Source organism: Pseudomonas sp. UBA7500, assembly GCF_002478435.1.
In the GTDB taxonomy this organism is placed as follows: domain Bacteria; phylum Pseudomonadota; class Gammaproteobacteria; order Pseudomonadales; family Pseudomonadaceae; genus Aquipseudomonas; species Aquipseudomonas palmensis.
Genome location: NZ_DLNW01000023.1, coordinates 85,539 through 109,742, shown reverse-complemented (window position 1 = coordinate 109,742; position 24,204 = coordinate 85,539). Strand labels below are relative to the sequence as shown.

25 protein-coding genes are annotated in these 24,204 nt (G+C 65.9%); 11 read left to right on the top strand and 14 right to left on the bottom strand.

What is annotated here, in order from left to right:
• Positions 1-12: 12 nt before the first annotated feature.
• From B4I46_RS11140 to B4I46_RS11110, 7 genes are all read left to right on the top strand, one after another.
• Positions 13-891, top strand: a complete 879-nt coding sequence (locus B4I46_RS11140) for an urea transporter (protein WP_210014301.1) — start codon at positions 13-15, stop codon at positions 889-891.
• A 31-nt stretch (positions 892-922) separates the two neighbouring features.
• A complete protein-coding gene (locus B4I46_RS11135) occupies positions 923-1,747 on the top strand; it encodes an ion transporter (RefSeq protein ID WP_043859890.1) in 825 nt (274 codons plus the stop codon).
• Between the two features lie 92 nt (positions 1,748-1,839).
• Positions 1,840-2,841 carry a sulfate ABC transporter substrate-binding protein gene (locus B4I46_RS11130; RefSeq protein ID WP_043859889.1) on the top strand — a complete coding sequence of 334 codons (1,002 nt, stop codon included), beginning with the start codon at positions 1,840-1,842 and terminating at the stop codon, positions 2,839-2,841.
• A gap of 238 nt (positions 2,842-3,079) precedes the next feature.
• Positions 3,080-5,119: a mechanosensitive ion channel family protein gene (locus B4I46_RS11125; RefSeq protein ID WP_043859888.1), complete on the top strand. Its 2,040-nt coding sequence runs from the start codon at positions 3,080-3,082 to the stop codon at positions 5,117-5,119.
• Between the two features lie 54 nt (positions 5,120-5,173).
• Positions 5,174-5,560 (top strand): DUF2946 domain-containing protein, encoded by a 387-nt coding sequence (locus B4I46_RS11120; RefSeq protein ID WP_043859887.1) that lies wholly within the window; start codon positions 5,174-5,176, stop codon positions 5,558-5,560.
• A 90-nt stretch (positions 5,561-5,650) separates the two neighbouring features.
• Positions 5,651-7,804, top strand: coding sequence for a TonB-dependent receptor (locus B4I46_RS11115; RefSeq protein ID WP_043859886.1), 2,154 nt, complete (start codon positions 5,651-5,653; stop codon positions 7,802-7,804).
• 48 nt (positions 7,805-7,852) lie between these two features.
• The gene (locus tag B4I46_RS11110; protein ID WP_286900174.1) at positions 7,853-9,304 is read left to right on the top strand and encodes a PepSY domain-containing protein; all 1,452 of its coding nucleotides are present in this window, start codon (positions 7,853-7,855) and stop codon (positions 9,302-9,304) included.
• Between the two features lie 102 nt (positions 9,305-9,406).
• Here the strand turns inward: B4I46_RS11110 and B4I46_RS11105 are convergent, their stop codons facing one another.
• Complete coding sequence (locus B4I46_RS11105; protein WP_286900171.1) at positions 9,407-10,327, bottom strand: class I SAM-dependent methyltransferase; 921 nt, start codon at positions 10,325-10,327, stop codon at positions 9,407-9,409.
• Between the two features lie 81 nt (positions 10,328-10,408).
• On the bottom strand, positions 10,409-11,314 hold the full coding sequence (locus B4I46_RS11100; protein WP_054915609.1) for a DMT family transporter: 906 nt from the start codon (positions 11,312-11,314) through the stop codon (positions 10,409-10,411).
• 131 nt (positions 11,315-11,445) lie between these two features.
• Between B4I46_RS11100 and B4I46_RS11095 the strand changes: the two genes are divergently transcribed.
• From B4I46_RS11095 to B4I46_RS11085, 3 genes are all read left to right on the top strand, one after another.
• Positions 11,446-11,883, top strand: coding sequence for an Lrp/AsnC family transcriptional regulator (locus tag B4I46_RS11095; RefSeq protein WP_043861856.1), 438 nt, complete (start codon positions 11,446-11,448; stop codon positions 11,881-11,883).
• A 98-nt stretch (positions 11,884-11,981) separates the two neighbouring features.
• Entirely contained in the window at positions 11,982-12,878 is an 897-nt protein-coding gene (locus B4I46_RS11090; protein WP_157811456.1) for a hypothetical protein, read from the top strand.
• Positions 12,878-13,555 carry a hypothetical protein gene (locus B4I46_RS11085; RefSeq protein ID WP_043861855.1) on the top strand — a complete coding sequence of 226 codons (678 nt, stop codon included), beginning with the start codon at positions 12,878-12,880 and terminating at the stop codon, positions 13,553-13,555. Before B4I46_RS11090 ends, B4I46_RS11085 begins: the two co-directional genes overlap by 1 nt.
• A 3-nt stretch (positions 13,556-13,558) precedes the next feature.
• On the opposite strand, the gene B4I46_RS11080 is transcribed toward B4I46_RS11085, so the two are convergent.
• From B4I46_RS11080 to B4I46_RS11060, 5 genes are all read right to left on the bottom strand, one after another.
• A complete protein-coding gene (locus B4I46_RS11080) occupies positions 13,559-14,221 on the bottom strand; it encodes a histidine phosphatase family protein (protein ID WP_236176436.1) in 663 nt (220 codons plus the stop codon).
• Between the two features lie 205 nt (positions 14,222-14,426).
• A complete protein-coding gene (locus tag B4I46_RS11075; protein WP_043861853.1) occupies positions 14,427-15,014 on the bottom strand; it encodes a hypothetical protein in 588 nt (195 codons plus the stop codon).
• A 13-nt stretch (positions 15,015-15,027) separates the two neighbouring features.
• Entirely contained in the window at positions 15,028-15,639 is a 612-nt protein-coding gene (locus tag B4I46_RS11070; RefSeq protein WP_043861852.1) for a hypothetical protein, read from the bottom strand.
• A gap of 80 nt (positions 15,640-15,719) precedes the next feature.
• Complete coding sequence (locus tag B4I46_RS11065; protein WP_043861851.1) at positions 15,720-16,058, bottom strand: FKBP-type peptidyl-prolyl cis-trans isomerase; 339 nt, start codon at positions 16,056-16,058, stop codon at positions 15,720-15,722.
• A 91-nt stretch (positions 16,059-16,149) separates the two neighbouring features.
• Entirely contained in the window at positions 16,150-17,082 is a 933-nt protein-coding gene (locus tag B4I46_RS11060; RefSeq protein ID WP_123753585.1) for a DMT family transporter, read from the bottom strand.
• Positions 17,083-17,238: 156 nt separating this feature from the next.
• On the opposite strand from B4I46_RS11060, the gene B4I46_RS11055 reads away from it, so the two are divergent.
• Complete coding sequence (locus B4I46_RS11055; protein ID WP_054915613.1) at positions 17,239-18,132, top strand: LysR substrate-binding domain-containing protein; 894 nt, start codon at positions 17,239-17,241, stop codon at positions 18,130-18,132.
• Here B4I46_RS11055 and B4I46_RS11050 read toward each other — a convergent pair.
• The 7 genes from B4I46_RS11050 to B4I46_RS11020 all read right to left on the bottom strand — a co-directional run bounded on the left by B4I46_RS11050 (position 18,125) and on the right by B4I46_RS11020 (position 24,195).
• Positions 18,125-18,538: a GFA family protein gene (locus B4I46_RS11050; protein ID WP_043861848.1), complete on the bottom strand. Its 414-nt coding sequence runs from the start codon at positions 18,536-18,538 to the stop codon at positions 18,125-18,127. The two genes, B4I46_RS11055 and B4I46_RS11050, sit on opposite strands and share 8 nt — an antisense overlap.
• Positions 18,539-18,629: 91 nt before the next feature.
• A complete protein-coding gene (locus tag B4I46_RS11045) occupies positions 18,630-19,568 on the bottom strand; it encodes a 2-hydroxyacid dehydrogenase (RefSeq protein ID WP_213607216.1) in 939 nt (312 codons plus the stop codon).
• Between the two features lie 49 nt (positions 19,569-19,617).
• The gene (locus B4I46_RS11040; protein ID WP_043861846.1) at positions 19,618-20,028 is read right to left on the bottom strand and encodes a hypothetical protein; all 411 of its coding nucleotides are present in this window, start codon (positions 20,026-20,028) and stop codon (positions 19,618-19,620) included.
• A 10-nt stretch (positions 20,029-20,038) separates the two neighbouring features.
• Positions 20,039-21,223: a c-type cytochrome biogenesis protein CcmI gene (gene ccmI, locus B4I46_RS11035; RefSeq protein WP_043861845.1), complete on the bottom strand. Its 1,185-nt coding sequence runs from the start codon at positions 21,221-21,223 to the stop codon at positions 20,039-20,041.
• Positions 21,216-21,692 carry a cytochrome c-type biogenesis protein gene (locus B4I46_RS11030; RefSeq protein ID WP_043861844.1) on the bottom strand — a complete coding sequence of 159 codons (477 nt, stop codon included), beginning with the start codon at positions 21,690-21,692 and terminating at the stop codon, positions 21,216-21,218. Before B4I46_RS11030 ends, ccmI begins: the two co-directional genes overlap by 8 nt.
• Positions 21,689-22,225, bottom strand: a complete 537-nt coding sequence (locus tag B4I46_RS11025) for a DsbE family thiol:disulfide interchange protein (RefSeq protein ID WP_043861843.1) — start codon at positions 22,223-22,225, stop codon at positions 21,689-21,691. The genes B4I46_RS11030 and B4I46_RS11025 overlap by 4 nt, the downstream gene beginning before the upstream one ends.
• Positions 22,222-24,195, bottom strand: coding sequence for a heme lyase CcmF/NrfE family subunit (locus B4I46_RS11020; protein WP_167400228.1), 1,974 nt, complete (start codon positions 24,193-24,195; stop codon positions 22,222-22,224). Before B4I46_RS11020 ends, B4I46_RS11025 begins: the two co-directional genes overlap by 4 nt.
• Positions 24,196-24,204 lie beyond the last annotated feature (9 nt).

Genomic DNA, 24,204 nt, shown 5'->3' with positions numbered 1-24,204 from the left:
TGACCCACTGCCATGTACACCAAGAACTTCGTCAACCCGTGCCCCGACTGGGCCACCGCCTTGCTCAACGGTTTCAGTCAGGTGCTGCTGCAGCGCAACCCGCTGTGCGGCCTGCTGTGCCTGCTGGCCATCCTGATCACCGCCCCCGAACTCATCGGCGGTGCGCTGCTGGGCGCCCTTGCCGGGCTGCTCACCGCGCAGCGCCGCGGCTACAACCGCGCCGACCGCCAGGCCGGCCTGTACAGCTACAACGGCGTGCTGCTGGGCCTGCTGCTCAGCCACGCACTGCCCTGGTCGGCCCTGCTGCCCCCGCTGATCATTGCCGCCGCGGGCCTGAGCAGCATGCTGGTGCACCAATGGCTCAAGCGCAAAAGCCCCCGCCTGCTGCCCGCCTACACCGCGCCCTTCGTGCTGATCGGCTGGGCGGTACTGGCGCTGGCCGAGCCTTCCAGCGCCGGCTACGGCCCGGTCGCGGCCAACCCGCTGTTCGCCCTGGGTCGCGGCCTGGGCCAGATCTTCCTGCTCGACCAGCCGCTGGCCGGCCTGCTGATTGCCCTGGGCCTGCTGATCGCCAACCGCTACGCCGCCGCCTGGGCGCTACTGGGCGCCGCCCTGGGCGGCAGCGTGGCGCTGCTCGGTGGCGAGGCCGGCGCCGGCTACTACGGCCTGTACGGCTTCAATGCGGCGCTGGCCGCGCTGGCCTTCAGCCAGACCCGCGCACAACCCTGGCGGCCGTTGCTGGCCATCGTTCTGGCCATCGTGCTGCAACCGCTGCTGGGCCTGTTGCCGGTGCCGGGCCTGACCGCGCCGTTCATCCTCGCCTGCTGGCTGCTGCAACTGGGCACCGCTGCCCGACGTCGCCCGCTTGCACAGCTGCGGGCCAGCCCCTAGGCTCTGCTCCATCTTGTAATGGAAAGCGCCCATGAGCACCCCTTCGAGCTGGCGCGAGCGGCTCTACGTCATCGTCTTTCAAGCCGACACCGTGGCCGGCCGGCGCTTCGACAGCATTCTGCTGCTGATCATCCTGGCCAGCCTGATCACCGTCATCCTCGACAGCATCGACGAGGTCCACCAGGGCTACGCCGGGCTGCTGGCCTGGATCGAGTGGGGCTTTACCGCCATCTTCCTGGCCGAATACCTCACCCGCCTGTACTGCTCGCCCAAGCCGCTGCGCTACGCCTTCAGCTTCTACGGGCTGGTGGACCTGCTGGCGATCGTGCCGGGCATCATCGCCATCTACTACAGTGACGCGCAGTACCTGCTGATCATCCGCGTGATCCGCATGCTGCGCATCTTCCGCGTGCTCAAGCTCGGCCCGTACCTCAAGCAGGCCAACTACCTGATGTCGGCGCTGCGCGGCAGCAAGCAGAAGATCATCGTGTTCCTGGTCAGCGTGTCGACCCTGGTCACGGTGTTCGGCACCCTGATGTACGTGGTCGAAGGCCCGGAACACGGCTTCACCAGCATCCCCAAGGGCATCTACTGGGCCATCGTGACCCTGACCACCGTGGGCTTTGGCGACATCGTGCCCAAGACCCCGCTGGGCCAGGTGATTTCCTCGCTGGTGATGATCACCGGCTACTCGATCATTGCCGTGCCCACCGGCATCTTCACTGCCGAGCTGGCCAACGCCATGCGCGGCGAACAGCTGCAGCACGCCTGCCCCACCTGCCACAAGGGCAGCCACGAGCAGAGCGCCGCGTTCTGTTCACGCTGCGGCAATGCGCTGTTCAAGAAAATGGAATAACCACAGCACTTTTTAATCTTTAAGCGACTAAGGCCGAGCCGCTATAGTCGCTGGCATAATGCCTTTCTCCCAACTCGAACAAGGAATGCGCAGTGAAAAAACTCTTTGGTGCCTCGCTTCTGGCCGCAGGCCTGGCCCTGGGCAACCTCGCCCAGGCCGCCCCGACCACCCTGCTCAACGTCTCCTACGACGTGATGCGCGACTTCTACAAGGACTACAACGCCGCGTTCCAGAAGCACTGGGAAGCCGAGCACAAAGAGAAGATCAACGTGCAGATGTCCTTCGGCGGTTCGAGCAAGCAGGCGCGCTCGGTGATCGACGGCCTGCCGGCCGACGTCATCACCATGAACATGGCCACCGACATCAATGCCCTGGCCGACAACGGCAAGCTGGTGCCGGACAACTGGGTCACCCGCCTGCCCAACAACAGCGCGCCCTTCACCTCCGCCACCGTGTTCATCGTGCGCAAGGGCAACCCCAAGGCCCTGAAGGACTGGCCCGACCTGCTCAAGGACGGCGTACAGGTGATCGTGCCCAACCCCAAGACCTCGGGCAACGGCCGCTACACCTACCTGTCGGCATGGGGCTATGTGCTCAAGAACGGCGGTGACGAGAACAAGGCCAAGGACTTCGTCGGCAAGCTGTTCAAGCAGGCGCCGGTGCTCGATACCGGTGGCCGTGCCGCGACCACCACCTTCATGACCAACCAGATCGGCGACGTGCTGGTGACCTTCGAGAACGAAGCCGAGATGATCGCGCGCGAATTCGGTCGCGACCAGTTCGAGGTGATCTACCCGAGCGTGTCGGCCGAAGCCGAGCCGCCGGTGAGCGTGGTCGACAAGGTGGTGGACAAGAAGAAAAGCCGTGCCACCGCCGAGGAGTACCTGAAGTACCTGTGGTCGCCTGAAGCCCAGGAAATTGCCGCCAACAACTACCTGCGCCCACGCGATGCGACCGTGCTGGCCAAGTACACCGACCGCTTCCCCAAAGTCGACTTCCTGTCGGTGGAAAAGACCTTCGGTGACTGGCGCACCGTGCAGAAGACCCACTTCAACGACGGCGGGATCTTCGACCAGATCTACACCGGGCAGTAAGGCCGGGTGACGAATCCGGGGCCTGTGACGGGCCCCGGATTTTTTGTGGCCGGCGTTCGGGCCTGTCGCGGGTCTAGCCCGCTGCCACAAGGTGATGTGCCGATTTCAAGGGCGATGTCGCACCTGTGGGAGCGGGCTTGACCCGCGATGAATTCACCTCGGTTTCGAACTTGCCCGGCAAATACCGATCAGTTCCTTGGACTACCCTTTCCGTCATTCACGGCTCAAGGAGTGCCCAGTGACCCGATTGCTCACCCTGCTGCTCGGTTGCCTGCTCAGCACGCAACTGCTCGCCGCCAGCCTCATCCCCGGCACCGACAGCGCCGAAACCGCCGAAAAAGCCCCGGAACCCGTGGTTCAGGGCGGCCTGCTCGGCGCCCTGGCCAACAGCCTCGACAGCGTCACCCAGGAAATCGACGTCGACGGTCACCTGGTCGACGCCTGGCGCCTGCGCGCCAATCGCGCCAGCAAGGAGGCCAACCAGCTGGTCGACCGCCACGCCGAAGACTCCTTCGACCTGCTGGTGGACTTTGCCCTGCTCAGCCTCACCTGGCTGGTGGTGTTCGGCGTGCTCACCAGCCTGGGCCGCGTGCTGTCCCACCACATCAATCGCAGGCGCCCGCTGCGCGAACGTCCGCGGTTGCAGAAACTGCTCGGCTACCTGCTGCCCTACACCCTGCCGGCCCTGGCCAGCCTGCCCGCCACCCTCTACGCCAGCACGCGCCTGCTCGACCCCTCGATCGGCCGCGCGCTGGGCCTGAGCCTGGCCTACGCCACCAGCAGCGGCCTGTTCTCGACGTCGATCATCCTGTGCCTGATCACCGTGTTCGACACCGGCCACAAGCGCACCGCCGTGCGCATCATCCGCAAGATCGCGCCACGCCCGTTGTTCATGATCGGCTTTCTCGCCGCCTGGGCCGACGCCCTGACCAGCCCGCAGATCACCCGCCAGATCGGTGGCAACCTCACCAGCAGCATCGCGGTGATCACCGGCCTGCTGGCCACCTTCGCCTTCGCCGCGCTGGTGATCCGCCTGCGCCGCCCGGTGGCCCACCTGATCCGCAACCGCGACCTGCACGACCGCCTGCAGCACCGCGCCCTGCAGGAAACCCTGCGGATCTTCTCGTGGCTGTGGTACCTGCCGATCCTGATGATGATCCTGGTATCGGCGATCAACCTGATCGGCGCCGGCGAAGAAAGCCAGAAGGCCCTGCAAAAGGCCCTGCTGACCACGGTGCTGCTGGTGGGCACGGTGTTCCTGAGCACGGTGCTGCAGCACCTGTTCAAGTCCCGCGAGGTCGACCCCGGCCAGCGCCTGCGCCCCTACAAGGAACTGGTGCGCAACCTCGCCCACGCGCTGCTGCGCATCGGCATGGCCATCGCCTTCATCGAGCTGCTGGGGCGCATCTGGGGCTTTTCGGTGCTCGAATTCGCCGTGCGCAACAGCCTAGGCCGGGCAATCAGCGATTCGCTGAGCAGCATCGGGTTGATCTTGCTGGTCACCTGGCTGCTGTGGGTGGTGATCGACACCGCCATCCAGGAAGCCCTCAAGCCCAGCGCCGGCCGGCGCGCTTCGCGCCAGCCCAGCACACGGGTGCGCACCATCCTGCCGATGCTGCGCAACGCGGTGAAGATCGTGCTGGTGGTGATCTGCACCATCACCACCATGGCCAACCTGGGCATCAACGTGGCGCCGCTGCTGGCCGGTGCCGGGGTGGTCGGCCTGGCCATCGGTTTCGGTTCGCAGCAGCTGGTACAGGACGTGATCACCGGCCTGTTCATCCTGATCGAGGACACCATCGCCATCGGCGACTGGGTGGTGCTCGACTCCGGCCACGCCGGCACCGTCGAGAGCCTGACCATCCGCACCCTGCGCCTGCGTGACGGCAAGGGCTTCGTGCACTCGGTACCGTTCGGCCAGATCAAGGCCGTCACCAACCAGTCGCGCCAGTTCGCCTATGCGTTCTTCTCGGTGCAGTTCAGCTACCAGACCGATGTCGACAGCGCCCTGCACCTGATCCGCGAGGTGGGCCAGTCGATCAGCGAGGACCCGGTGCTGCGCCACAGCCTGCAAGGGCCGCTGCAGGTGTTCGGGGTGGACGCCATGAACCTCAACGGCATCACCCTCACCGCCCAGTTCCGCACCACCTCGGGCGGGCAGTACGCGGTGAACCGGGCGTTCAACGAACGCCTGAAAAAGCGCGTGGACCAGACCGACGACGTGAGCTTCGCGCAGTATTACCCGCAGCCGGCCCACGTACGCGACGAAACGGTGTAGACACTGCGGCGTTCAACCTTCCCGGCATGGGAAGGTGGTGCTAAAGTCGCCGCCATGAAATTTACCCGTGCCGACCGCTCGCTGATTGCCTGGACGCTGTACTTCAGCGTCCTGTTCAATCTGTTCGCCTGCGGTATCGGCCACGGGCAGATGATGGGCCTGCAGCTCAACGGCATCGGCGGAGCCTTCTGCTCGGCCATGGGCACCCCGGGCCCGACCCTCAAGACCGATTACAGCGATGCCTCCATCGCCGGCTGGGACAGCCTGCAAACCTGCCCGGTGTGTGCCGCGGCCGTGGTGTGCCTGGCCCTGAGCCTGGTGATCGGCTGGCTGCTGGCGTTCACCCGCACGCGCCGCTACCACCGCGAACTGCGCAGCAAGGCGCCACCTCGCTACTGCTGGCCCTCGGCCAACCCGCGCGCCTCCCCCCTGCTGGCCTGATCCAACCCGGCAGCCTTGCCGCTGCCCGTACCGGCACACGCCTGCGCCACTGCGCGGGGGTGCCGTTGGCTCACCTGCAGAGTTCGCTCAATGACCCCTTTCCCACGTTTGCAGGGCTGCACTGCCCTGCTCTGCGCCCTGTCGCTCAACGCCGTTGCCGACGAGGCACTCGTGCTGCCCGATGTACTGGTCAGCGACCGGCCGATTCCGGTGGACGGCGTGTTGCTCGACACCCCCTCGCAAACCGGTTCGCGCCTGGGCCTCACGCCCCGCGAAACCCCGGCCTCGATCAGCATCGTCAACCGCCAGCAGATCGAACAGCGCGGCGCCAGGACAACCCAGGACATGCTCGCCGGCGTACCCGGCCTGAACGCCGCCTCCCCGCCCGGCTCGGCCGGCTCGGTGTCGTACCGGGGCTTTTCCGGGGCGCAGATCACCCAGCTGTTCAATGGCATCAGCGTGCAGTACGACTCGATCGCCGCACGCCCGGTCGACAGCTGGATCTATGACCGCGTCGAAGCGGTCGGCGGCCCGTCCAGCTTCCTGTTCGGCGCCGGCGCCGTAGGCGGCTCGATCAACTACATCACCAAGCTGGCCAACCGCGACGAAGACTTCAATGAAGGCCGCGTCAGCTATGGCAGCTACGACAGCAGCGAGACCTCGTTCGGCTTCAACCACGCACTCAACGACACCAACCATGCGCGCCTGGATTTCAGCCATACCCGCAGCAATGGCTACGTCGACCGCGAGGAGCGCGATGCCTGGAGCGTGGCGTTCTCGCTGCTGACCGACATCAACGACCAGCTGTCCCACACCCTGGCACTCGAATACCAGAACGAGAGCGTCGACAGCCCCTACTGGGGCAGCCCGGTGCTCAACCCGCTGGGCGGCCAGATGAAGGTCGACAAGAGCCGACGCTTCGAGAACTACAACGTCGAGGACGGGCGCTACGAGCAGCGCGTGCGCTGGCTGCGCTCGATCACCGAGTACCGTTTCGACGACGCCACCTCGCTGCGCAATACGCTTTACCACTACAACGCCGAGCGCAACTTCCGCAATCTCGAGACCTACACCTACAACGCCGACAACAGCCGCGTGCAACGCGCCGGCAGCCTGCTGCAACGGCACGACCAGGAGCTCAACGGCAACCGCGTGGAACTGCTGCATGACGGCCAGCTGTTCGGCCTGCGCAGCCAGTGGTCGACGGGCCTGGACTACAGCCACAACGTGCAGATGACCTACCCGCGCTCGGGCACCGCTGCCGGCAGCGTCGACCCCGACCACTTCGACCCGGGACACTTCTACGACCTGCCGGGCATGTTCCCCGGCTACGAGAAGAACCGTCAGAACACGGTCGACACCTGGGCCGGCTTTCTGGAGAACCGCCTGACCCTGACCGATCGCCTGACCCTGCTGACGGGCCTGCGCCACGACAGCATCGACCTGCAGGTACGCAACTACCGCGCCGTCAACGAGGCCAACCCGGCGCAGTTCAAACGCCGCTACCAGCCCACCACCGGGCGTGTGGGCCTGGTGTTCGAGCTGACCCCGTCGGCCAACGTGTATGTGCAGTACAGCACCGCCGCCGACCCGCCCGCCGGCATGCTCACCACCGCCAGCTTCGGCCAGGTGCGCGACTTCGACCTGAGCACCGGCAAGCAGCTGGAGGTGGGCAGCAAGTTCGACTTTCTGGACGGACGCGGTTCGGCCACCGTGGCCGCCTACCGCATCGAGCGCGACAACCTGGCCACCGCCGACCCGGCCAACCCCGGCTTCACCCAGCCGGTGGGCAAGCAGTCGTCACGCGGTATCGAGGTGGCGGCGGCGCTGCGTGTCACCCCGCAACTGCTGGCCGAAGGCAACTTCGCCTATGTCGATGCGCAGTACGACGCGTTCAACGAAAACGTCGGCGGCCAGTCGTTCTCGCGCAAGGGCAACACCCCCACCAACACCCCGGACCGGGTGGCCAACCTGTGGCTGACCTACGACCTGGACCCACAGTGGCAGGTGGGCGGCGACAGCCGCTATGTGTCGTCGGTGTATGCCGATGCGGCCAACACCCGCTACGCGCCGTCGTACACCCTGTTCGGGGCCTTCGTCGGCTACAAGGTGGATGCCGACACGCGCATCACCGCGCGGGTGCGCAACCTGACCGACGAGGTGTACGCACGCTGGACTTCGTCGAGCATGCTCTACCTGGGTGCACCGCGCACCTTCGAACTGGCGGTGCAGACCCGCTTCTGACTGGGCCGGGCCGGGGCGTTCGCGCCCTGGCCCTGATGGAGCGTTGCAATGAAGCGTTATCTGTATCTGTGGCATCGCTGGCTGGGGATCGTGACCTGCGTGTTCATGGCGCTGTGGTTCGTCTCGGGCATGGTGATGCTGTACGTGGGCTACCCCAAGCTGACCCCGCGCGAGCACCTGGCGCACCTGCCGGCGCTGTCGGCGCAGGGCTGTTGCGTCTCGCTGGGCGAGGCACTGGCGGTGACCGATCCGCAACCTGCACGCATACGCCTGAGCAGCGTGGCCGGGCAGGCGCTTTACCTGTTCGACTATGCCAGCGGCAAGGCCGTGGCGGTGGACGCAACTAGCGGCCAGCGCATCGCCCCCACCACCCGCGAACGGGCGCTGGCCAGTGCCGGGCAATACGACCCGCATGCGCCGCTGACCTATCGCGACGCGGTGCAGGAAGACCTGTGGAGCCATTCGCGCGCACTGGATGCGCACCGGCCGCTGCATCGCGTGCAGTTGAGCGATACGGACGGCACCTTGCTGTACATCAGCGGCCAGACCGGCGAAGTGGTGCGCGATGCCAGCGCCAGCGAGCGCGGCTGGAACCTGATCGGCGCCTGGCTGCACTGGCTGTATCCATTGCGCGGCATCGGCCTGGACGGGCTGTGGAGCAACCTGGTGATCTACCTGTCGCTGGCAGCCAGCGTGATGGCGCTGCTGGGCGCGGTGGTGGGGGTGATGCGCTGGCGTTTCAGCCGGCCCTACCGCAGCGGTTCGCGTTCGCCGTACAAGGGCTGGGCACGCTGGCACCATGTGGGCGGGTTGCTGTTCGGTGCCCTGGCCATCACCTGGATTTTCAGTGGGCTGATGTCGATGAACCCGTGGCGGCTGTTCAGCAGTGCGCAGCCGCTGGATACCTCGGCGTATCAGGGCGGGCCGCTGAATGCGGCGGCGTTCCCGCTGTCGGTGCCCCAGGCACTGGCGCGCTTTGCCGACCAGGGCTTCACCGCCCGCGAGCTGGAGTGGCGGCTGATCGGGGGCGCGGGGTATGTGGTGGGCCAGGACGGCGCGGGACGCACGCGGGTACTGTCGATGCACGACGGCCAGGTGCTGCAGCGTCTGCCACGGGCGGTGCTGGAGCAGGCGGCGCGGGCGATCGGGCCGGCGATGCAGGTGCAGCAGTTGGAGGCCTACGACTTCTACTACTACGCGCGGGCCGAGCAGAGCATGCTCGGGCATCTTGAAAAGCGTCTGCCGGTGCTGCGGGTGCGCTTCGACGACCCGGCGCAGACCTGGCTGCATCTGGACCTGTACACCGGTGAAGTACTGGGGCAGCTGGACCAGCCACGGCGCGCGTCACGCTGGCTGTTCGCGTTGCTGCACAGCTGGGACTGGCTACCGCTGCTGACGCGGCGGCCGTTGTGGGATGGGTGGATGATCGTGCTCAGCCTGGGTGGGCTGGTGCTGAGCGTGAGTGGTGTGGTGATGGGGTGGCGGCGTTTGCGCCGCTAGCCTTCGGATCGCATCGCGGGTCAAGCCCGCTCCCACAGGGTTAGCGCCAATCCTTGTGGGAGCGGGCTTGACCCGCGATAGGCCAGCACTGGCACAACAGATTCACCCCTGGCGAAACACCAGCGCCTTCAGCCCGCCCACCGGACCACTGTCCGCAAACTCCGGTGGGTTGGCCAGACGCTCCACGAACACCAGCCCCGGCGCCTCGGCTGCCATCCCCTCGATCAGAAAGTCAGGCCCGATGGCCGGGTCGTTCACGCACGCCAGCACCGTGCCGCCTTCATTCAACAGCTCCGGCAGGCGGCGCAGGATCTTGCTGTAGTCCTGGGTCAGCACAAAGCTGCCCTTCTGGAACGTCGGCGGGTCGATGATGATCAGGTCATACGGCCCGCTCTTGCGCACCTTGCCCCATGACTTGAACAGCTCATGCCCCAGAAACCCCACCCGCCCCAGGTCATGCCCGTTGAGCCGATGGTTGTCGCGCCCGCGGCTCAGGGCCGAGCGCGCCATATCGAGGTTGATCACCTGCTCGGCCCCCCCGGCAATCGCTGCCACCGAAAACCCGCAGGTGTAGGCGAACAGGTTGAGCACCCGCTTGCCCGCCGCCTGCTCCCGCACCCAGCGCCGGCCATAGCGCATGTCCAGGAACAGCCCGGTGTTCTGCTTCAGGCCCAGGTCCAGCTGGTAGCACAGGCCATCCTCGTCGATCACGCGGTGCTCGCTCGGCTCGCCCAGCAACCACTGGCCGGGGCTGTCGGGCAGGTAGCGGTGCTGAATCAGGATCGCCTGTCCGGGCCAGCCAGGGCTGGCGGCCAGGGTGCGCAGCATCTGCTCCAGCGTGGCCAGCTGCCCTTCGGGCGGCTCGCGAAACAGCGAGACCAGCAGCACGCCCTGCAGCCAGTCCACGGTGATCTGTTCGAGCCCCGGCCAGCAGCGCCCGCGCCCATGGAACAGGCGCCGGGTTTCGGCAGGCGCAGGGTTCAGGGCACCAAACAGGTGGGCGTGAAGGGTGGCAATCGGCATGGCAGGATTCACTGGGACAAAAAGGGCTATTTTAGCGGCAAGCTTCACGCAGCAAGCGACAAGTTTGCGCCGGGCGCCTGTTTACTTGTCGCTTGTGGCGTGCAGCTTGCCGCTCGCCCTCCACCACCAGCCCTGCTGCATGCCGGCAGCCGCCAGCAGAATCGCCGCCACCCCCAGCCATTGCAGCGCGCTCAAGCGATGGCCAAAGGCGAACCAGTCGACGAAGATCGCCGCAATCGGGTAGATGAACGACAGCGCCCCGGTCAACGCGGTCGGCAGTTTCTGGATGGCGCCATACAGCAGCACGTACATCAGGCCGGTGTGCACGATACCCAGCGTCACCAGGCTGGCCAGCGCCCCCGCAGTGCCCGGCAGGCCGCCGGTATTGGCAAAGGGCGCCAGCAACAGGATGCCGGTGCTCACCTGGATCAGCGCGATCAGGTGCGGCGGCGTGCCACTCAGGCGCTTGATGATCAGCGCGGCCACCGCGTACAGAAACGCCGCGCCCAGCGCCAGCGCGATGCCCAGCAGGTAATCCTCGCCACTGCCCTGCCCGCTGCCGTGGGCACTCACAATGGCCAGCATCCCGGCAAACGACACCCCCAGCCAGAACAGCTTGGGCACACTGAGCTTTTCACCCAGAAACACCGCCGCCAGCCCCACCAGCATGAACGGCTGCACGTTGTACACCGCCGTACCGATGGCAATCGAGGCCCGTGAATAGGAGCCGAACAGCAGCACCCAGTTGCCCACGATGGCCACCCCGCTGAGTACCGCCAGGGCAAAGCTGGCACGTGTGAGGATGCCCGGCCGCAGAAAACCCAGCACGGCGCACACCAGCAACAGCGTGCCGGCGCCGAACACGCAGCGCCAGAACACCACGTCCAGCACCGGTTGCCCCGACACCAGCACGAACCAGCCGATGGTGCCGGATATCAGCATCGCGGCGACCATTTCCAACGACCCACGGCGTATTGAATTGTCCATCTCTCACCTCCCAGACGATGGACAGATTATGCGAGCGAGAAGCCAGGGTACTCCATAGCAAAAACAAGGCTAGACTCAAGCCTTGCCTTTTTTATCAAGGCAATTTCATTGATCTGCCTGACGAGGATTGCATGACTGACGATATCGACCAGCTGTTGATCAAGGCGCTGATGGAAGACTCGCGGCGTTCGCTCAAGGCGCTGGCGCACCTGAGCGGGCTGTCGGCGCCCAGCGTCAGCGAGCGCCTGCGTCGCCTGGAAGAACGCGGCGTGCTCAAGGGCTACACGGTCGACATCGACCCGCGCAGCTTCGGGTACCAGTTGCAGGCCATCGTGCGCATTCGTCCGTTGCCGGGGCAACTGCAGGAGGTGGAGCGCCAGATCATCGCCATCCCCGAGTTCACCGAGTGCGACAAGGTCACGGGTGACGACTGCTTCATCGCGCGCCTGCATGTACGCTCGATGGAGCAGCTCGACACCTTGCTCGACAAGCTCAACAGCCACGCCGAAACCAACACCGCCATCGTCAAGAAAAGCCCGGTGAAGCGACGGCTGCCGCCGATGGCATAAGCGCCATACTGGCGGGCGGCGCTGGATCTGCAGAGCAACGGCACGTTCCACACATATGCTAGCCTTGCACCCCTCTCCCGCAAGGACGCACCGTCACCATGTTCGCTTTCCCAAGGCCCCTCTGCATGCTGGGCCTGGCGCTGGCCTTCACCAGCGCCCACGCCACCGACCCGATCAACCTGTACCAGGGCACCCTCGGCGAGCGCAAGGTCGAGGTCGCCCTGCAATACACCTCGCAGTACGAGTACGTGCAAGGCTACCTGCTGGACACCGAGCACCACACCAGCCAGCCACTGGAAGTGACGCCCTACAGCAAGGACGTGCCACTGCTGATCAACATCATGGACAACCCGCGCATGCCCGCCGCAGCATTGCGGGTGCGCCCCTTCGTGTTCACGCACGATCGCGACTTCAGTGGCGAATGGATCGACCTGCGCACCCGGGAACGTGTGCCCTTCAGCCTCACGCGCCAGACCCGCTTCAGCGACGAGCAGCGCTCCAGCTGGCAAGGCGCGCTGCTGCAACAGCCGCAGAACCGCGGCAAGAGCTTCTATGTGCACGCCAGCAAGGCCGAGGGCGAATACACCGGCAAGGTCGATCGCATCACCATCATCGACCTCGCCAGCGGCAGCACACTGCAGGTGCTGGACAATCTGGCGCTGGCGTTCAACGGCACCCGGACCCTGACCTTCGCCGACTACAACGGTGACGGCATCATCGACTTCAGGGCCTCGCCCATCGGCCAGCGCGCCACCGGCGGCGCCAACCAGGAGCCGGACCAGTTCTACCTGTACCAGCCCACCAGCAATACCTACCAACGCCACACCGAACTCGAAGCGCTGGGCGACAAGGGCGCGCTCAAGTTCCCCGCCCCCGGCTGGGTAGCCCAGCGCCAGGGCAGCAACTACGACACCGGGACCAGCGACTGGCAGTACTACCACTTCGTCGACCCCAAGCAACTGGTGTGGCAACGCCACAGCGTGGAGCCTTTCTGATGCCGTTTCGTACCCTGTTTGCCTGCCTGCTGCTGTGTCTGAGCGCCAATGCCCTGGCCTACCATTCCGTGTACCAGGGCAAACTCGGCGGGTTGCCGGTGACGCTGGTGATCGAGCGCACCAACGACTACGTGACCGGTATCTACTACTACGAGCGCTACCACACGCCGATCCGGCTCAAGCCCACGCGCAACACCGACACCTACAACTTCGCCATGGACGAACTGGACAGCGGCGGCCTGCCCACCGCGCGCCTGCATTTCCAGAAAGCCGATTTCAGCAGCCGTGCCCAGCCGCTGCAAGGCACCTGGACCGCCTACGCCAGCGGCAAGCAGCTGCCCTTCACGCTCAAGCTGGTGGCCGACATCGGCCTGCAGACACCCTCGCCGGGCGCGGTACTGCCCCAGGCCGCATCCACCGAACGCTTCTACTTCCAGTTGCCGATGGACATGGACTATGCCGCCCTCGAAACCATCCAGGTAATGGACAAGGCCACCGGCAAGCTGCAGCAGACGCTGGAGGTGAAGGTGCCGGGCTGTCGCAGCAAGGGTATCGACACCGTCCAGGTACGCCTGCAGGGTGGCGCCACCCAGGTGCTCATCCCTTCCAGCCCGTATTGCCTGGGCAAGACGTTCGAGTGGCGCGAGGCCAGCGCACGCTTCGAGGTGGTGAACTAGCCCTCAGCTCGGGCAGGCGAGGTCGCCGTTGTCCAGCCCCTGCTTGTAGTTGCGGCTGAGCAGGCTGGCCTTGCCGTCGTGCCAGGTCAGGGTCAGCACATACAGCGAGTCGAAATCCTCGCCGTCCCAGTCGTCGGTGATGGTGCGTTTTTCGCCCAGCGCCTTGCCGGCCACGGTGTTGATCAGCTCGGGCAGGTAGCCGTGTGACCACGCGGTGTAGACCGTGGCGTTGCGGTACTTGTCCTGCAGCAGCTCGTCGGCCAGGTCGCCGGTGTCGTTGGCGCCGAAGTCGATGTTCACCGGCAGGCCGAGCTTGATCGCGCTCGGGCTGATGGTCATCAGCGGACGGATATAGCTGTAGGCATTGTCGTTGCTGCCCTCCTCCACTTCGCGGCTGGGGTTGGCGGCAAACACGTAGTCGGCGGGGCCGAATTTTTCCGGGAGCAGAGTGGCCAGGTCCAGGGCGCGGTTGAGGCCCTGGCAGTTCAGTTGCCCGAGGCCTTCGCCGGGCTTTTCTGCGTGGCGCAGGAAGACCAGGGTCTGGGTGCCGTCCACCGGCTGGGCTCGGCTTTCGAGCGCTTCGAAAGTCAGCAGGGCGCCGCCGACGACCAGCGGAACGGAAAACAGCGCAGGGCGATAACGCCGAAAAAAGGAGGGCAACTTCATGGCACGGGCTCTTTGCGACAAATAGGGTTGAGGCTGACCCGCCTGTGCCACCCCGCAGCCGAGGCTGCGGGGTGATCCCTGTCTGTCGTTCCATCCGTGGAAACGGGCGTGCTTGAGAGTGTCGCAAACCCGTTTGGTTCATCCGTGCCGGCTCAGCCTTGAGCCCGCGCCAGTCTGGCGCAGGGATGTTTCGCGATGATGACGCTCAGATCAGCTTGCGCCGGATCGCTTCTTCAACCGAACTGCGGCTCAGGTGCTCGATGATGGCATCGCCCGAATCGTTGAACGGCACCGCGAAGATCAACAGCAATTGCATCCAGGTGGTGATGGTTTCGCTCTTGCTGACCTTGCCGATGAGTTTGCCTTCACGGTCCTTGTACAGCGTCTCCAGGGTCAGGGTGTTGTCGAAGGTGGACGGGATGATGAACAGCGTCGCACCGGTCAGCGTCGCCGCCAGCACGTTGCCTTGCTCGTTGTTCCTGAGTGTGACGTAGGCGTACACGTCGGAGTCGACCTTCTCGCTGGTCACCCGTGTGAAGCGCTCGCTCTGTTCATAGCTCTGCACCAGGGTCTTTTCGAAACGCATCAGGTTGGCGTTGCTGGCGCGCGGCTGGCCGTTGAACTCGTACAGTGTGTTGAAGCGCACATAGGCGGTCTTGTGCGCGGGCGCCGCATCGGCGGCAGGCAGCGGCGGCCAGGCTTCGACCACCGGCAACTGGTGCTGGGAGTAGCTGATGCAGCCGGTCAGGGCCGTGCTGAGGGCCAGCAACAGGGCCATTAGGCAATGACGCATGGTTGAATTCCTTTCAGTGAGTGGCCAATTGCGGGGCAGCCGTCGCGGTGTCGAGCAACCTGGTGATCAGCTGACGCAACTGCACGCCCCCCAGGCTGCCGTTGGCATAGTCGTTGTCGTACAGGCCGACATTGTTGTCGAGCTTGACCTGCTCGGTGACGCGGGTGAGGCGCTTGCCGTCGCGGTCTTCGATCACCAGCTCGCCGGCCAGGTCGTACTTGTCGACATAGATCGGGCCGTTGAACCAGATCCAGAACGTCAGCGTCACCAACGCGCCGGGAACGTAGCCGGGGTGCGTGGTGCGCTTGCCCTTGAGCGAGGTGATGGTGAACTTGAGCACTACATCCTGCTCGCCCAGGGTGGCGGGAAATTCCACCAGTTTGGTGAAGTACTCGCCGCGGTCGACGTAGTGGCTGATCTGTGCGGTGAGCTGGCGGCTGATGTTCAGGCGCACGTCATCCTTGAGGTCGGGCGCGGTGATGGCCACGTCGGCGATCTGGGCGCCCCGCTGTGCAGTGTTGTCGGCCACGGTGACCGGTTCGCCGATCGGGCCCACCGGTGTGAAGGAGTAGCAACCGGTAAGGCCGAGGCAGGCCAGGAAAAGAAAACAGAAAGTACGCAGCACGCAAAATGTCCTTGCTTCGGGTGAGAGACAGGCTGTTATCGGCATCAGGGCCAAAGACTGTAATGAGAATTACTCAGCCCTCAATCGTCGCGGGTGAGGACCTCGAGCAACTCGATCTCGAAGGTGAGGGTCGAATTCGGCGGGATGCTGCCTACGCTGCGCGCGTCGTAACCCAGGTGCGCCGGCACGATCAGCTTGCGCTTGCCGCCCACCTGCATGCCCATCAGGCCCTGGTCCCAGCCCTTGATCACGCGGCCGGTGCCGATCACGCACTGGAACGGCTTGCCGCGTTGGTGGGAGGAATCGAATACGCTGCCATCGTCCAGCCAGCCGGTGTACTGGGTGGTGATCAGCGCCCCCTTGACGGCCGCCTTGCCGTCGCCCAACTGGAGGTCGATGATTTGAAGTTCGTTGCTCATGGGTGATCTCTGACGGCTATGGGACGTTTTCTGCCGATGCGTTTTCGCAGCAATGGCCGGGTTTTGCAAGGCTGTGGGGAGCGAACTCGGTTCATGAGGTGGCGCTGGCTGTCACCGGCTCGTGCTGGCGCATCGACCAGCACACCCCGCCCACCACCAGCACGATCGCCGCGCCCTCCAGCAGGTTCGGCCCGCTCTGGCGCCAGATGAACGCATACAGCAAGGCAAACAGGGTCTCGAACACGATCAACTGCCCACTCAGGGTCAGCGGCATGCGCTTGGCTGCCGCATTCCACAACACCCCCGCCAGCCACGAGCCAAACAGTGCGCAACCCAGGCTGAACGCCCAGAACAGCTGCCAGCGCTCAGCAGTGGCCTGCACCTGCAACTGCTGCGGCTGCCACACCCACAGCAGCGCCACCAGCACCAGACTGAACACGCCGGTCACCACCCCGGTGAGCACCGACCACTGATGGCTGTCCAGGTGCCGGCACTGCTTGAGATAGCGGCTGTTGTAGGTGGCGTACCAGGTCCAGCAGGCCAGCGCGGCCAGCGCATAGAGCAGCCCGGCGAGCTTGTCCTGCACCGCCCCCGGCTCCACCGCAAAGGTCTGCAGGTTGATGCACAGCATGCCCGCCAGGATCAGCGCCAGCGGCCCGGCCAGGCGCGACAGGGCCACCGCGCCGCTGTCATTGCGCCCGTACAGGGTGATGGTCAGCGGCAGCACACCAACGATCAGCGATGCCGGCGCCACGCCCAGGCGCTGGATCGCCGCCACCAGGCACATGAAGTACAGCAGGTTGCCAATCAGCGCCAGGCGCGCCAGCATCCACACGTCTGCCCGTTCGAGCTGACGCAGCGCCTTGCGCATTGGCAGCAGCAGCGCGAGCGATACCGCCCCCAGCAGGACGAACCGCGCACAGGCCAGCAGCACCGGGCTGAACTCCGGCAGCAGTTGCGGCACCATCAGCACCATGCCCCACATCGCACCGGCCACGCCGGCATACGCCACACCCCGTTTCACTTGCCTGCTCCTCATTTTTCAGAGCAGGCAGGCTAGCCAAATGCAGGCGTCCAGGCAAAAGATCATTCGGCATGCAGGCATTCCCATGGGGAATACCTTTAAAGCGCAAAGCACCGGGTTTACCATCCAGCCATTCCCTGAACCGAAGACACCGCAATGAGCCGCTTCAGCCGTCACCTGCCCCCGCTGGATACCCTGATCGCTTTCGAGGCGGTGGTACGCACCGGCAGCTTCACCCGCGCTGCCGCCGAGCTGTCGCTGACCCAGAGCGCGGTGAGCAAACAGATCAAGCTGCTTGAAGAACACCTGGGTGCGCCGCTGTTCGAACGCCGCGCCCGCGGCATCACCCTGACCGCCGCCGGCAGTGGCTTCAATGCCATCGTCGAGCCGATGCTCGACAGCCTGCTGGCCAACGTATTGCGCCTCAAGAGCGGGCACGGCAGCCGCAATGTCAGCGTGATCTGCACCCATGCGGTGGCACAGTACTGGTTGTTCCCGCGGCTGCTGCGCTTCAACGCACAGCACCCCGAGCTGACAGTGAACATCCATGCCAGCAACGAGATGGATGAACGCGTGGTGGGCAACTATGACTTCGGCGTGCTGTACGGCCATGGCCGCTGGAGTTCGCTGCAGGCCGACAAGCTGTTCGATGAATGCATCTACCCCATCGTCAGCACCCAGCGGGCCCTGCCGCCAGCCGATTCGCTGGCGGCGCTGCAGGCCCTGCCGCTGATCCAGCTGGATGCCTCGGCCTGGAACTGTCTGGATTGGCCCGACTGGTTCGCGCACCTGGGGGTGCGCTACAAGGCGCCGGCCGATGCGGTGACATTCAATCAGATCACCCTGGTGTTCGACGCGGTGATGCAGGGTATGGGGGTGGGGTTGGGCTGGGAGTTCATGGCCCGCGAGCGTATCGCCAGCGGGCAGGTGCGGCCGGTGTCGGAGTTCGTCGTGCACACCGGCCAGGCCGACTACCTGGTGCATGACAGGCAGCGCGTGTGCTCGCCGGCGGCCCAGGTGTTCAGGGACTGGTTGCTGGCGCTCAACTGAACTGCGCTTGCACCTCGGCGCCGGTGAGGGTCCGGGTCTGGTTGGCGAAGCAGTAGTAGCCCGGCTTCTGATCGATGTAGATCTGCAGTTCCAGCGCCCAGTCACTCTCGCCATCGAGCACGCCCACCGGCACGGCGTCGAAGCCGCCGGCCTTGAGGCGATAGAACAGGTGGGTGCCGCAGGTGCCGCAGAAGCCGCGCTGGGCCCACTCGGAGGAATCGTAGATGCGCGGGGTGTCGCCGCTGAGCCTGAGGGTCTGGGTGCTGTGCACCACCATCAACGGGCCACCGGACCATTTGCGGCACATGCTGCAATGGCAAGCGCTGACACTGGCGTTGTCGAGGCTGACGCTGAGGTGAATGGCGCCGCACAGGCAGCTGCCGTGTTTTTCCTGGGGTTGGGACATGGTGCAGGGTCCTTGCGGTGAGCGGTAGGGCTGAAGTCTAGCAGCAGTCGGCCCCGGCCCTTTCGCCGGCAAGGCCGGCTCCTACAGCGGATTACGCCGTCACCGGGGTCAACACCGGTTCCCCGGCAAAGAACGCCTGCAGGTTGCGCAGCACCAGCGCCACCGTATCGCGCGCCGCTTCCGGCGACTGTCCGGCCACATGCGGGGTCAGCACCACGTTGTCCAGCGCCTTGAGTGCCTGCGGCACTTCAGGCTCGGCATCGAACACATCCAGCCCGGCCCCGGCAATACGCCCTTCGCGCAACGCCGCCACCATCGCATCGGTGTCCACCACGCTGGCCCGCGCAATGTTCACCAGAAAACCCTGAGGCCCCAGTGCGTCCAGCACCGCCGCGTCGACCAGGTGGCGCGTACCGGCCCCGCCCGGGGTGGCAACGATCAGAAAGTCCACCTCCCCCGCCAGCGCCAGCGGGCTTTCGCACCAGGTGTAGGGCACGTCGGTGCGTGGCCGGCGGTTGTGGTAGCTGACCTGCATGTCGAAGCCCAGCGCCGCACGCCGGGCAATCGCCAACCCCGTCGCGCCAAGGCCCAGTACCCCGAGGCGCTTGCCGCTCAGCGACGGGCTGATCACACGGTTCCACTGCCCCTGTCGGGTGGTGGCATCGGCACGGGGAATATCGCGCACGATGGCGAACAGCAGCGCCAGGGCATGGTCGGCCACCGCCGTGGCGTTGGCACCGGCGCCATTGGTCACGGTGATGCCACGCGCAGCAGCCGCTGCCAGGTCCACTTCCTCGTAGCCGGCGCCGATGACGCAGATGATTTTCAGATGGGGCAAGGCGGCGATTTCGTCGGCCCGCAAGCCCAGCGGCCCGCGGGTCAGTACCGCATCGATTGCGCCGCCGTGGCGGGCGATGGCCTCGGCACGCAGGACCGGGGTCTGTGCACGAATCAGCTCGAAGCCGGCCTGTTCGAGCAAGGGCAGGTAGTCATCCACCGTTTCTACCAGCACCAGTACCTTGTGTGTCATGCCCTGCCCCCTGGCCATTCGCAAAAAGGGGCATTATGCCGGCTTGGGCTTACTGGGCGAAAGCCCGTCCCAGGCCGCCCGGCACGCCGCTGCTGTCGGTGTCCTGCCAGGGGCCGTCAGGGCTGGTGGCCCAGCTCCAGCCATTGCTGAAGCGGTAGTAGGTGCGTTGGCGGTAGAAGGTGTTGGTCTTGCCTTCGAGCACGTACACCCCGAGTTTAGGGTCCCAGTGGCTGGCGCCACCCGGCGGCGGCGCGAAGCTTGCCGAGGTGCGTGGCATCGGCTTGGGCGTCGGCAGCGTGGCCGGGGTACCTGGCTTGGGCCCCGGCACCGGTTTGATCACCGGCCCGGTCGGCGGCAGGGTTTCGATCGGCGGCACGGTGGGCTCGCTGGGCCGATGCACCGTACACGCACTCAAGCCCACGGCCAGGGCGATCAGGGTGAGGCGTGCGATGCTGTTCATAGTGAGCTCTCTACGGGTCCGGGCTGTCGATGGTCAGGTGCTGCGGCGCCTCGGTGCTGCTGGCCAGCGGGCTGCCACGGCCGATCCACTCGCCCTTGGTCGGCTGGCCGGCACGGGAGACGCGCGCAACCAGTTGGACTTCGGGGAAGCTCGACAGTTTCATGTTCGGCATCATCGCATCGCTGTCGCTGAGCTGAACCTCGATCGGCAGGTCGGCCACGGTCACGCGCTTGGCCGCCAGCGGCATCGGCGGCCCGGAACTGGCGCGGGCAAAGATGAACACGCTGTCATCGGGACGCACCTTGTCCTTGAGCGCCGGCGCCAGCTCGACCCGCACCGTCAGGCGTGCGCTGGTGGCCGGCGCCTGGCCCGCGGCCTTGAGCCGTTCGCCAGCACGCTCGATGCCGCCCTGCAGCGCGGCACGCGAGGCATCGCCCTCGGGCAGCTGGGCAATCAGACGGTTCCAGTAGTCGATGGCCTGCTGGTAGCGCCCGTCCTCGAAAGCGGCGATACCCAGCAGCCCCAGGCTGGTGACTTCCGCCGGATCGGCCTTGAGCGCTTCGTCGGTCAACGCCTGCATCTGCGCTGTCCACTGCTTGCCGTTACCGAAGTACAGCGCCTGCGCCCATTGCCCAAGCAGCTCCGGCTGACGCCCGGCCAGGGCGGCAGCGCGTTCGAAGGCCTTGGCGGCATCGGCGGCGCGTTCCTGGGCCATGTAGGCACGGCCCAGCAGGTACAGGCCTTCGGCCGAGTCTGGCTGGGCCTGCACCGCACGCTCCAGGCGCGAGGTCATCTCCTGCACCGACTGCGGCGCCTGGGCGAACTCGCGGGTCAGCTCGACCTTGTCGCTGGCGCCAAAGTGCAGGTACAGCCCGAGGCCCATCACCGGCACCAGCACCGCGGCCAGCAGCGGCAAGGTCTTGCCCAGGCGCGCACTGCGGTCGGGTTCGGCGTTGTCGGTGTCGGCCAGCAGTTCGCGGGCGGCCTCGTCGCGGCCACGGTCCAGTTGCTCGGTGGTGAGCACGCCGGCCTCGCCCTGGGCCTGCAGTTCGGCCACGCGCTCCTGGTACAGGGCCACGTTCAACGCGGTACGGTCTTCTTCCTGTTGCGCACGACGCACGCGCAACACCGGGATCAGCAGAAAGCTCAGGGCTACCAGTAACAGCAGGCCTGCGGGAAGCCAGAATTCAGTCATGGGTGCGTTCTTTGTCCAGCAGTTTGGCGAGGCGCTCACGCTCCTCGGGGGAAAGGTCGACGGTGCCGCCCGCCGCCTGGGTACGGCGCTTGCGCACGATCAGCGCCAGCATGCCGAAGCCGCCCAGCAGCAGGATGCCCGGGCCGAACCACAGCAGCCAGGTACGCGCCGTCAGGGCCGGCTTGTAGCGCACGAAGTCGCCATAGCGGTCGACCATGAAGTCGATGATCTGCTGGTTGTCCTTGCCTTCGCCGAGCATGCGGAAGATCTCGCGGCGCAGGTCGGCGGCAATCGGTGCGTTGGAGTCGGCGATGTCCTGGTTCTGGCACTTGGGGCAGCGCAGTTCCTTGGTCAGCACGTGGTAACGCTCGCGCTCGGCGTCGTCGGCGAACTGATAGGTGTCGATGGCCGCGTGGGCCACGCCGGCGATGCTCAGGCCCAGCAGCGCGCCTGCCAGCCAGCGCCTCATTGGCCGGCCTCGTCGAGCAGGCCCTGGTACAGCGGCGCCAGTTGCTCGCGCCACACGGTCTGGTCGACCACACCGACGAACTTGTGCCGGATGATGCCCTTGGCGTCGATAATGAAGGTCTCCGGCGCGCCGTACACACCCAGGTCCAGGCCGAGGGTGCCGTGCTCGTCACGGATGCCGATCTGGTAGGGGTTGTGGAACTCGGTCAGCCACTTGATCGCAGCCGCGTTCTCGTCCTTGTAGTTGACCCCGTAGATCACCACGCCCTGCTCGGCCAGCTTGTTCAGCACCGGGTGCTCGACCTTGCACGAAGGGCACCAGGTGGCCCACACGTTGACCAGCGCCGGCTTGCCCAGCAGGTCGTCGCGGGTCAGGGTCCGGTCGCCTTCCACGGTCGGCAGCGAGAACGCCGGGAAGGGTTTGCCGATCATCGCCGAGGGCAGCTCGGACGGGTCCAGGTACAGGCCCCGGTACAGAAACACCGCCACCAGCAGAAACACCGCCAGCGGCAGCACCATGATCCAACGCTTCATGCAGTTGCTCCCGACATGCCCAGTACTTCACGTACCCGGCTTTTCACCTTGACCCGATACCGCTTGTCCATCGCCGCCATCAGGCCGCCCAGGCCGGTCAGCAGGCCGCCCAGCCAGATCCAGCGCACGAACGGCTTGACGTGCACGCGCACGGCCCAGGCGCCGTTGTCCAGCGACTCGCCCAGCGCCACGTACAGGTCGCGGGTGAAACCGGCATCGATGCCGGCCTCGGTCATCACCGACTGCTGCACGGTGTACAGGCGTTTTTCCGGGTGCAGCACGCTGATTTCACGACCGTCCCGCAGCACGCGCACGGTGCCCTTGTCGGAGGTGAAGTTCGGCCCTTCGAAATGCTTGGCGCCTTCGAACACGAACTGGTAGCCGCCCAGTTCCATCGACTCGCCCGGCGCCAGGCGCAGGTCGCGTTCGGCGCTGTTGTTGCTCGACAGCACCACGCCCAGGGCGCATACCGCGATGCCCAGGTGCGCCACGTGCATGCCCCAGTAACTGCGGCTCAGGCCGCGCATGCCCTTGAGCAGGCCCTTGTGACGGGTCTTGTCGAGCAGGTCGCGCACGCCGGCCAGCAGGATCCACGCCGCCAGGGCGAAGGTGGTCAGTACCTGCCAGTCGAAGTCGTCCACCAGCAGCCCGCCGATGGGTGCCAGCACCACGCTGCCGATCGCCACCGGGGTGAGCATGCTCACCAGCCATTTCGTCGGGGTGTCCTTCCAGCGCACGATCACGCCGACCGCCATCACCACCATCAGCAGGGCCATCAGCGGGATGAACAGCGCATCGAAGTAAGGCGGCCCCACCGACAGCTTGGCCCCGGTCAGTGCATCGAGCACCAGCGGGTACAGGGTGCCCAGCAGGATCATCGAGGCCGCCACCACCAGCACCAGGTTGTTGGCCAGCAGCAGGGTTTCCCGCGACCACAGGGCGAACCCGACCTGGCTCTTGACCACCGGGGCGCGCAAGGCGAACAGGGTCAGCGAACCGCCGACCACGAACAGCAGGAAGATCAGGATGAACACGCCGCGCTCGGGGTCGGCGGCAAAGGCGTGCACCGAGGTCAGCACGCCGGAACGCACCAGGAAGGTGCCCAGCAGGCTCAGCGAAAATGCAGCGATCGCCAGCAGCACGGTCCAGCTCTTGAACACGCCGCGCTTCTCGGTGACGGCCAGCGAGTGGATCAGTGCGGTGCCCACCAGCCACGGCATGAACGAGGCGTTTTCGACCGGGTCCCAGAACCACCAGCCACCCCAGCCGAGTTCGTAGTAGGCCCACCACGAGCCCAGGGTGATGCCGATGCCCAGGAACGCCCAGGCCACGATGGTCCAGGGCCGCGACCAGCGTGCCCAGGCCGCGTCCAGGCGCCCGCCGAGCAAGGCGGCGATGGCGAAGGCGAAGGCCACCGAGAAGCCCACGTAGCCCATGTAGAGCATCGGCGGGTGCACGATCAGGCCGATGTCCTGCAGCAGCGGGTTGAGGTCGCGACCATCGGCAGGCACCTGCGGCAGCAGACGCTGGAACGGGTTTGAGGTAACGATCAGAAACGACAGGAAGCCCACGCTGATCATGCCCATCACCGCCAGCACCCGGGCCAGCATCACCTGCGGCAACTGGCGCGAGAAGATCGACACGGCGAAGGTCCAGCCGCCCAGGATCAGCGCCCACAGCAGCAGCGAGCCTTCGTGGGCGCCCCACACGGCGCTGAACTTGTAGTACCAGGGCAAGGCGCTGTTGGAGTTGCTGGCCACATACGCCACCGAGAAGTTGTCGGTCATGAAGGCATGGGTCAGGCAGGCGAAGGCAAACGCCAGGAAGGCGAACTGGCCCCACGCCGCCGGGCGTGCCAGGCTCATCCACAGGCTGTCGCCCCGCCAGGCGCCGAGCAGCGGCACGCTGGCCTGAACGCCGGCAAAACAGATGGCCAGGATCATCGCCAACTGGCCCAGCTCGGGAATCATCAGTGCAGC

Excerpts from the sequence above, each read along its gene's own strand:
- B4I46_RS11140 (WP_210014301.1), top strand. The coding sequence starts at position 13 with ATGTACACCAAGAACTTCGTCAACCCGTGCCCCGACTGGGCCACCGCC.
- B4I46_RS11135 (WP_043859890.1), top strand. The coding sequence starts at position 923 with ATGAGCACCCCTTCGAGCTGGCGCGAGCGGCTCTACGTCATCGTCTTT.
- B4I46_RS11120 (WP_043859887.1), top strand. The coding sequence starts at position 5,174 with ATGAAATTTACCCGTGCCGACCGCTCGCTGATTGCCTGGACGCTGTAC.
- B4I46_RS11115 (WP_043859886.1), top strand. The coding sequence starts at position 5,651 with ATGACCCCTTTCCCACGTTTGCAGGGCTGCACTGCCCTGCTCTGCGCC.
- B4I46_RS11110 (WP_286900174.1), top strand. The coding sequence starts at position 7,853 with ATGAAGCGTTATCTGTATCTGTGGCATCGCTGGCTGGGGATCGTGACC.
- B4I46_RS11105 (WP_286900171.1), bottom strand. The coding sequence starts at position 10,327 with ATGCCGATTGCCACCCTTCACGCCCACCTGTTTGGTGCCCTGAACCCT.
- B4I46_RS11100 (WP_054915609.1), bottom strand. The coding sequence starts at position 11,314 with ATGGACAATTCAATACGCCGTGGGTCGTTGGAAATGGTCGCCGCGATG.
- B4I46_RS11095 (WP_043861856.1), top strand. The coding sequence starts at position 11,446 with ATGACTGACGATATCGACCAGCTGTTGATCAAGGCGCTGATGGAAGAC.
- B4I46_RS11090 (WP_157811456.1), top strand. The coding sequence starts at position 11,982 with ATGTTCGCTTTCCCAAGGCCCCTCTGCATGCTGGGCCTGGCGCTGGCC.
- B4I46_RS11085 (WP_043861855.1), top strand. The coding sequence starts at position 12,878 with ATGCCGTTTCGTACCCTGTTTGCCTGCCTGCTGCTGTGTCTGAGCGCC.
- B4I46_RS11080 (WP_236176436.1), bottom strand. The coding sequence starts at position 14,221 with ATGAAGTTGCCCTCCTTTTTTCGGCGTTATCGCCCTGCGCTGTTTTCC.
- B4I46_RS11075 (WP_043861853.1), bottom strand. The coding sequence starts at position 15,014 with ATGCGTCATTGCCTAATGGCCCTGTTGCTGGCCCTCAGCACGGCCCTG.
- B4I46_RS11065 (WP_043861851.1), bottom strand. The coding sequence starts at position 16,058 with ATGAGCAACGAACTTCAAATCATCGACCTCCAGTTGGGCGACGGCAAG.
- B4I46_RS11055 (WP_054915613.1), top strand. The coding sequence starts at position 17,239 with ATGAGCCGCTTCAGCCGTCACCTGCCCCCGCTGGATACCCTGATCGCT.
- B4I46_RS11050 (WP_043861848.1), bottom strand. The coding sequence starts at position 18,538 with ATGTCCCAACCCCAGGAAAAACACGGCAGCTGCCTGTGCGGCGCCATT.
- B4I46_RS11045 (WP_213607216.1), bottom strand. The coding sequence starts at position 19,568 with ATGACACACAAGGTACTGGTGCTGGTAGAAACGGTGGATGACTACCTG.
- B4I46_RS11040 (WP_043861846.1), bottom strand. The coding sequence starts at position 20,028 with ATGAACAGCATCGCACGCCTCACCCTGATCGCCCTGGCCGTGGGCTTG.
- ccmI (WP_043861845.1), bottom strand. The coding sequence starts at position 21,223 with ATGACTGAATTCTGGCTTCCCGCAGGCCTGCTGTTACTGGTAGCCCTG.
- B4I46_RS11030 (WP_043861844.1), bottom strand. The coding sequence starts at position 21,692 with ATGAGGCGCTGGCTGGCAGGCGCGCTGCTGGGCCTGAGCATCGCCGGC.
- B4I46_RS11025 (WP_043861843.1), bottom strand. The coding sequence starts at position 22,225 with ATGAAGCGTTGGATCATGGTGCTGCCGCTGGCGGTGTTTCTGCTGGTG.
- B4I46_RS11020 (WP_167400228.1), bottom strand. The coding sequence starts at position 24,195 with ATGATTCCCGAGCTGGGCCAGTTGGCGATGATCCTGGCCATCTGTTTT.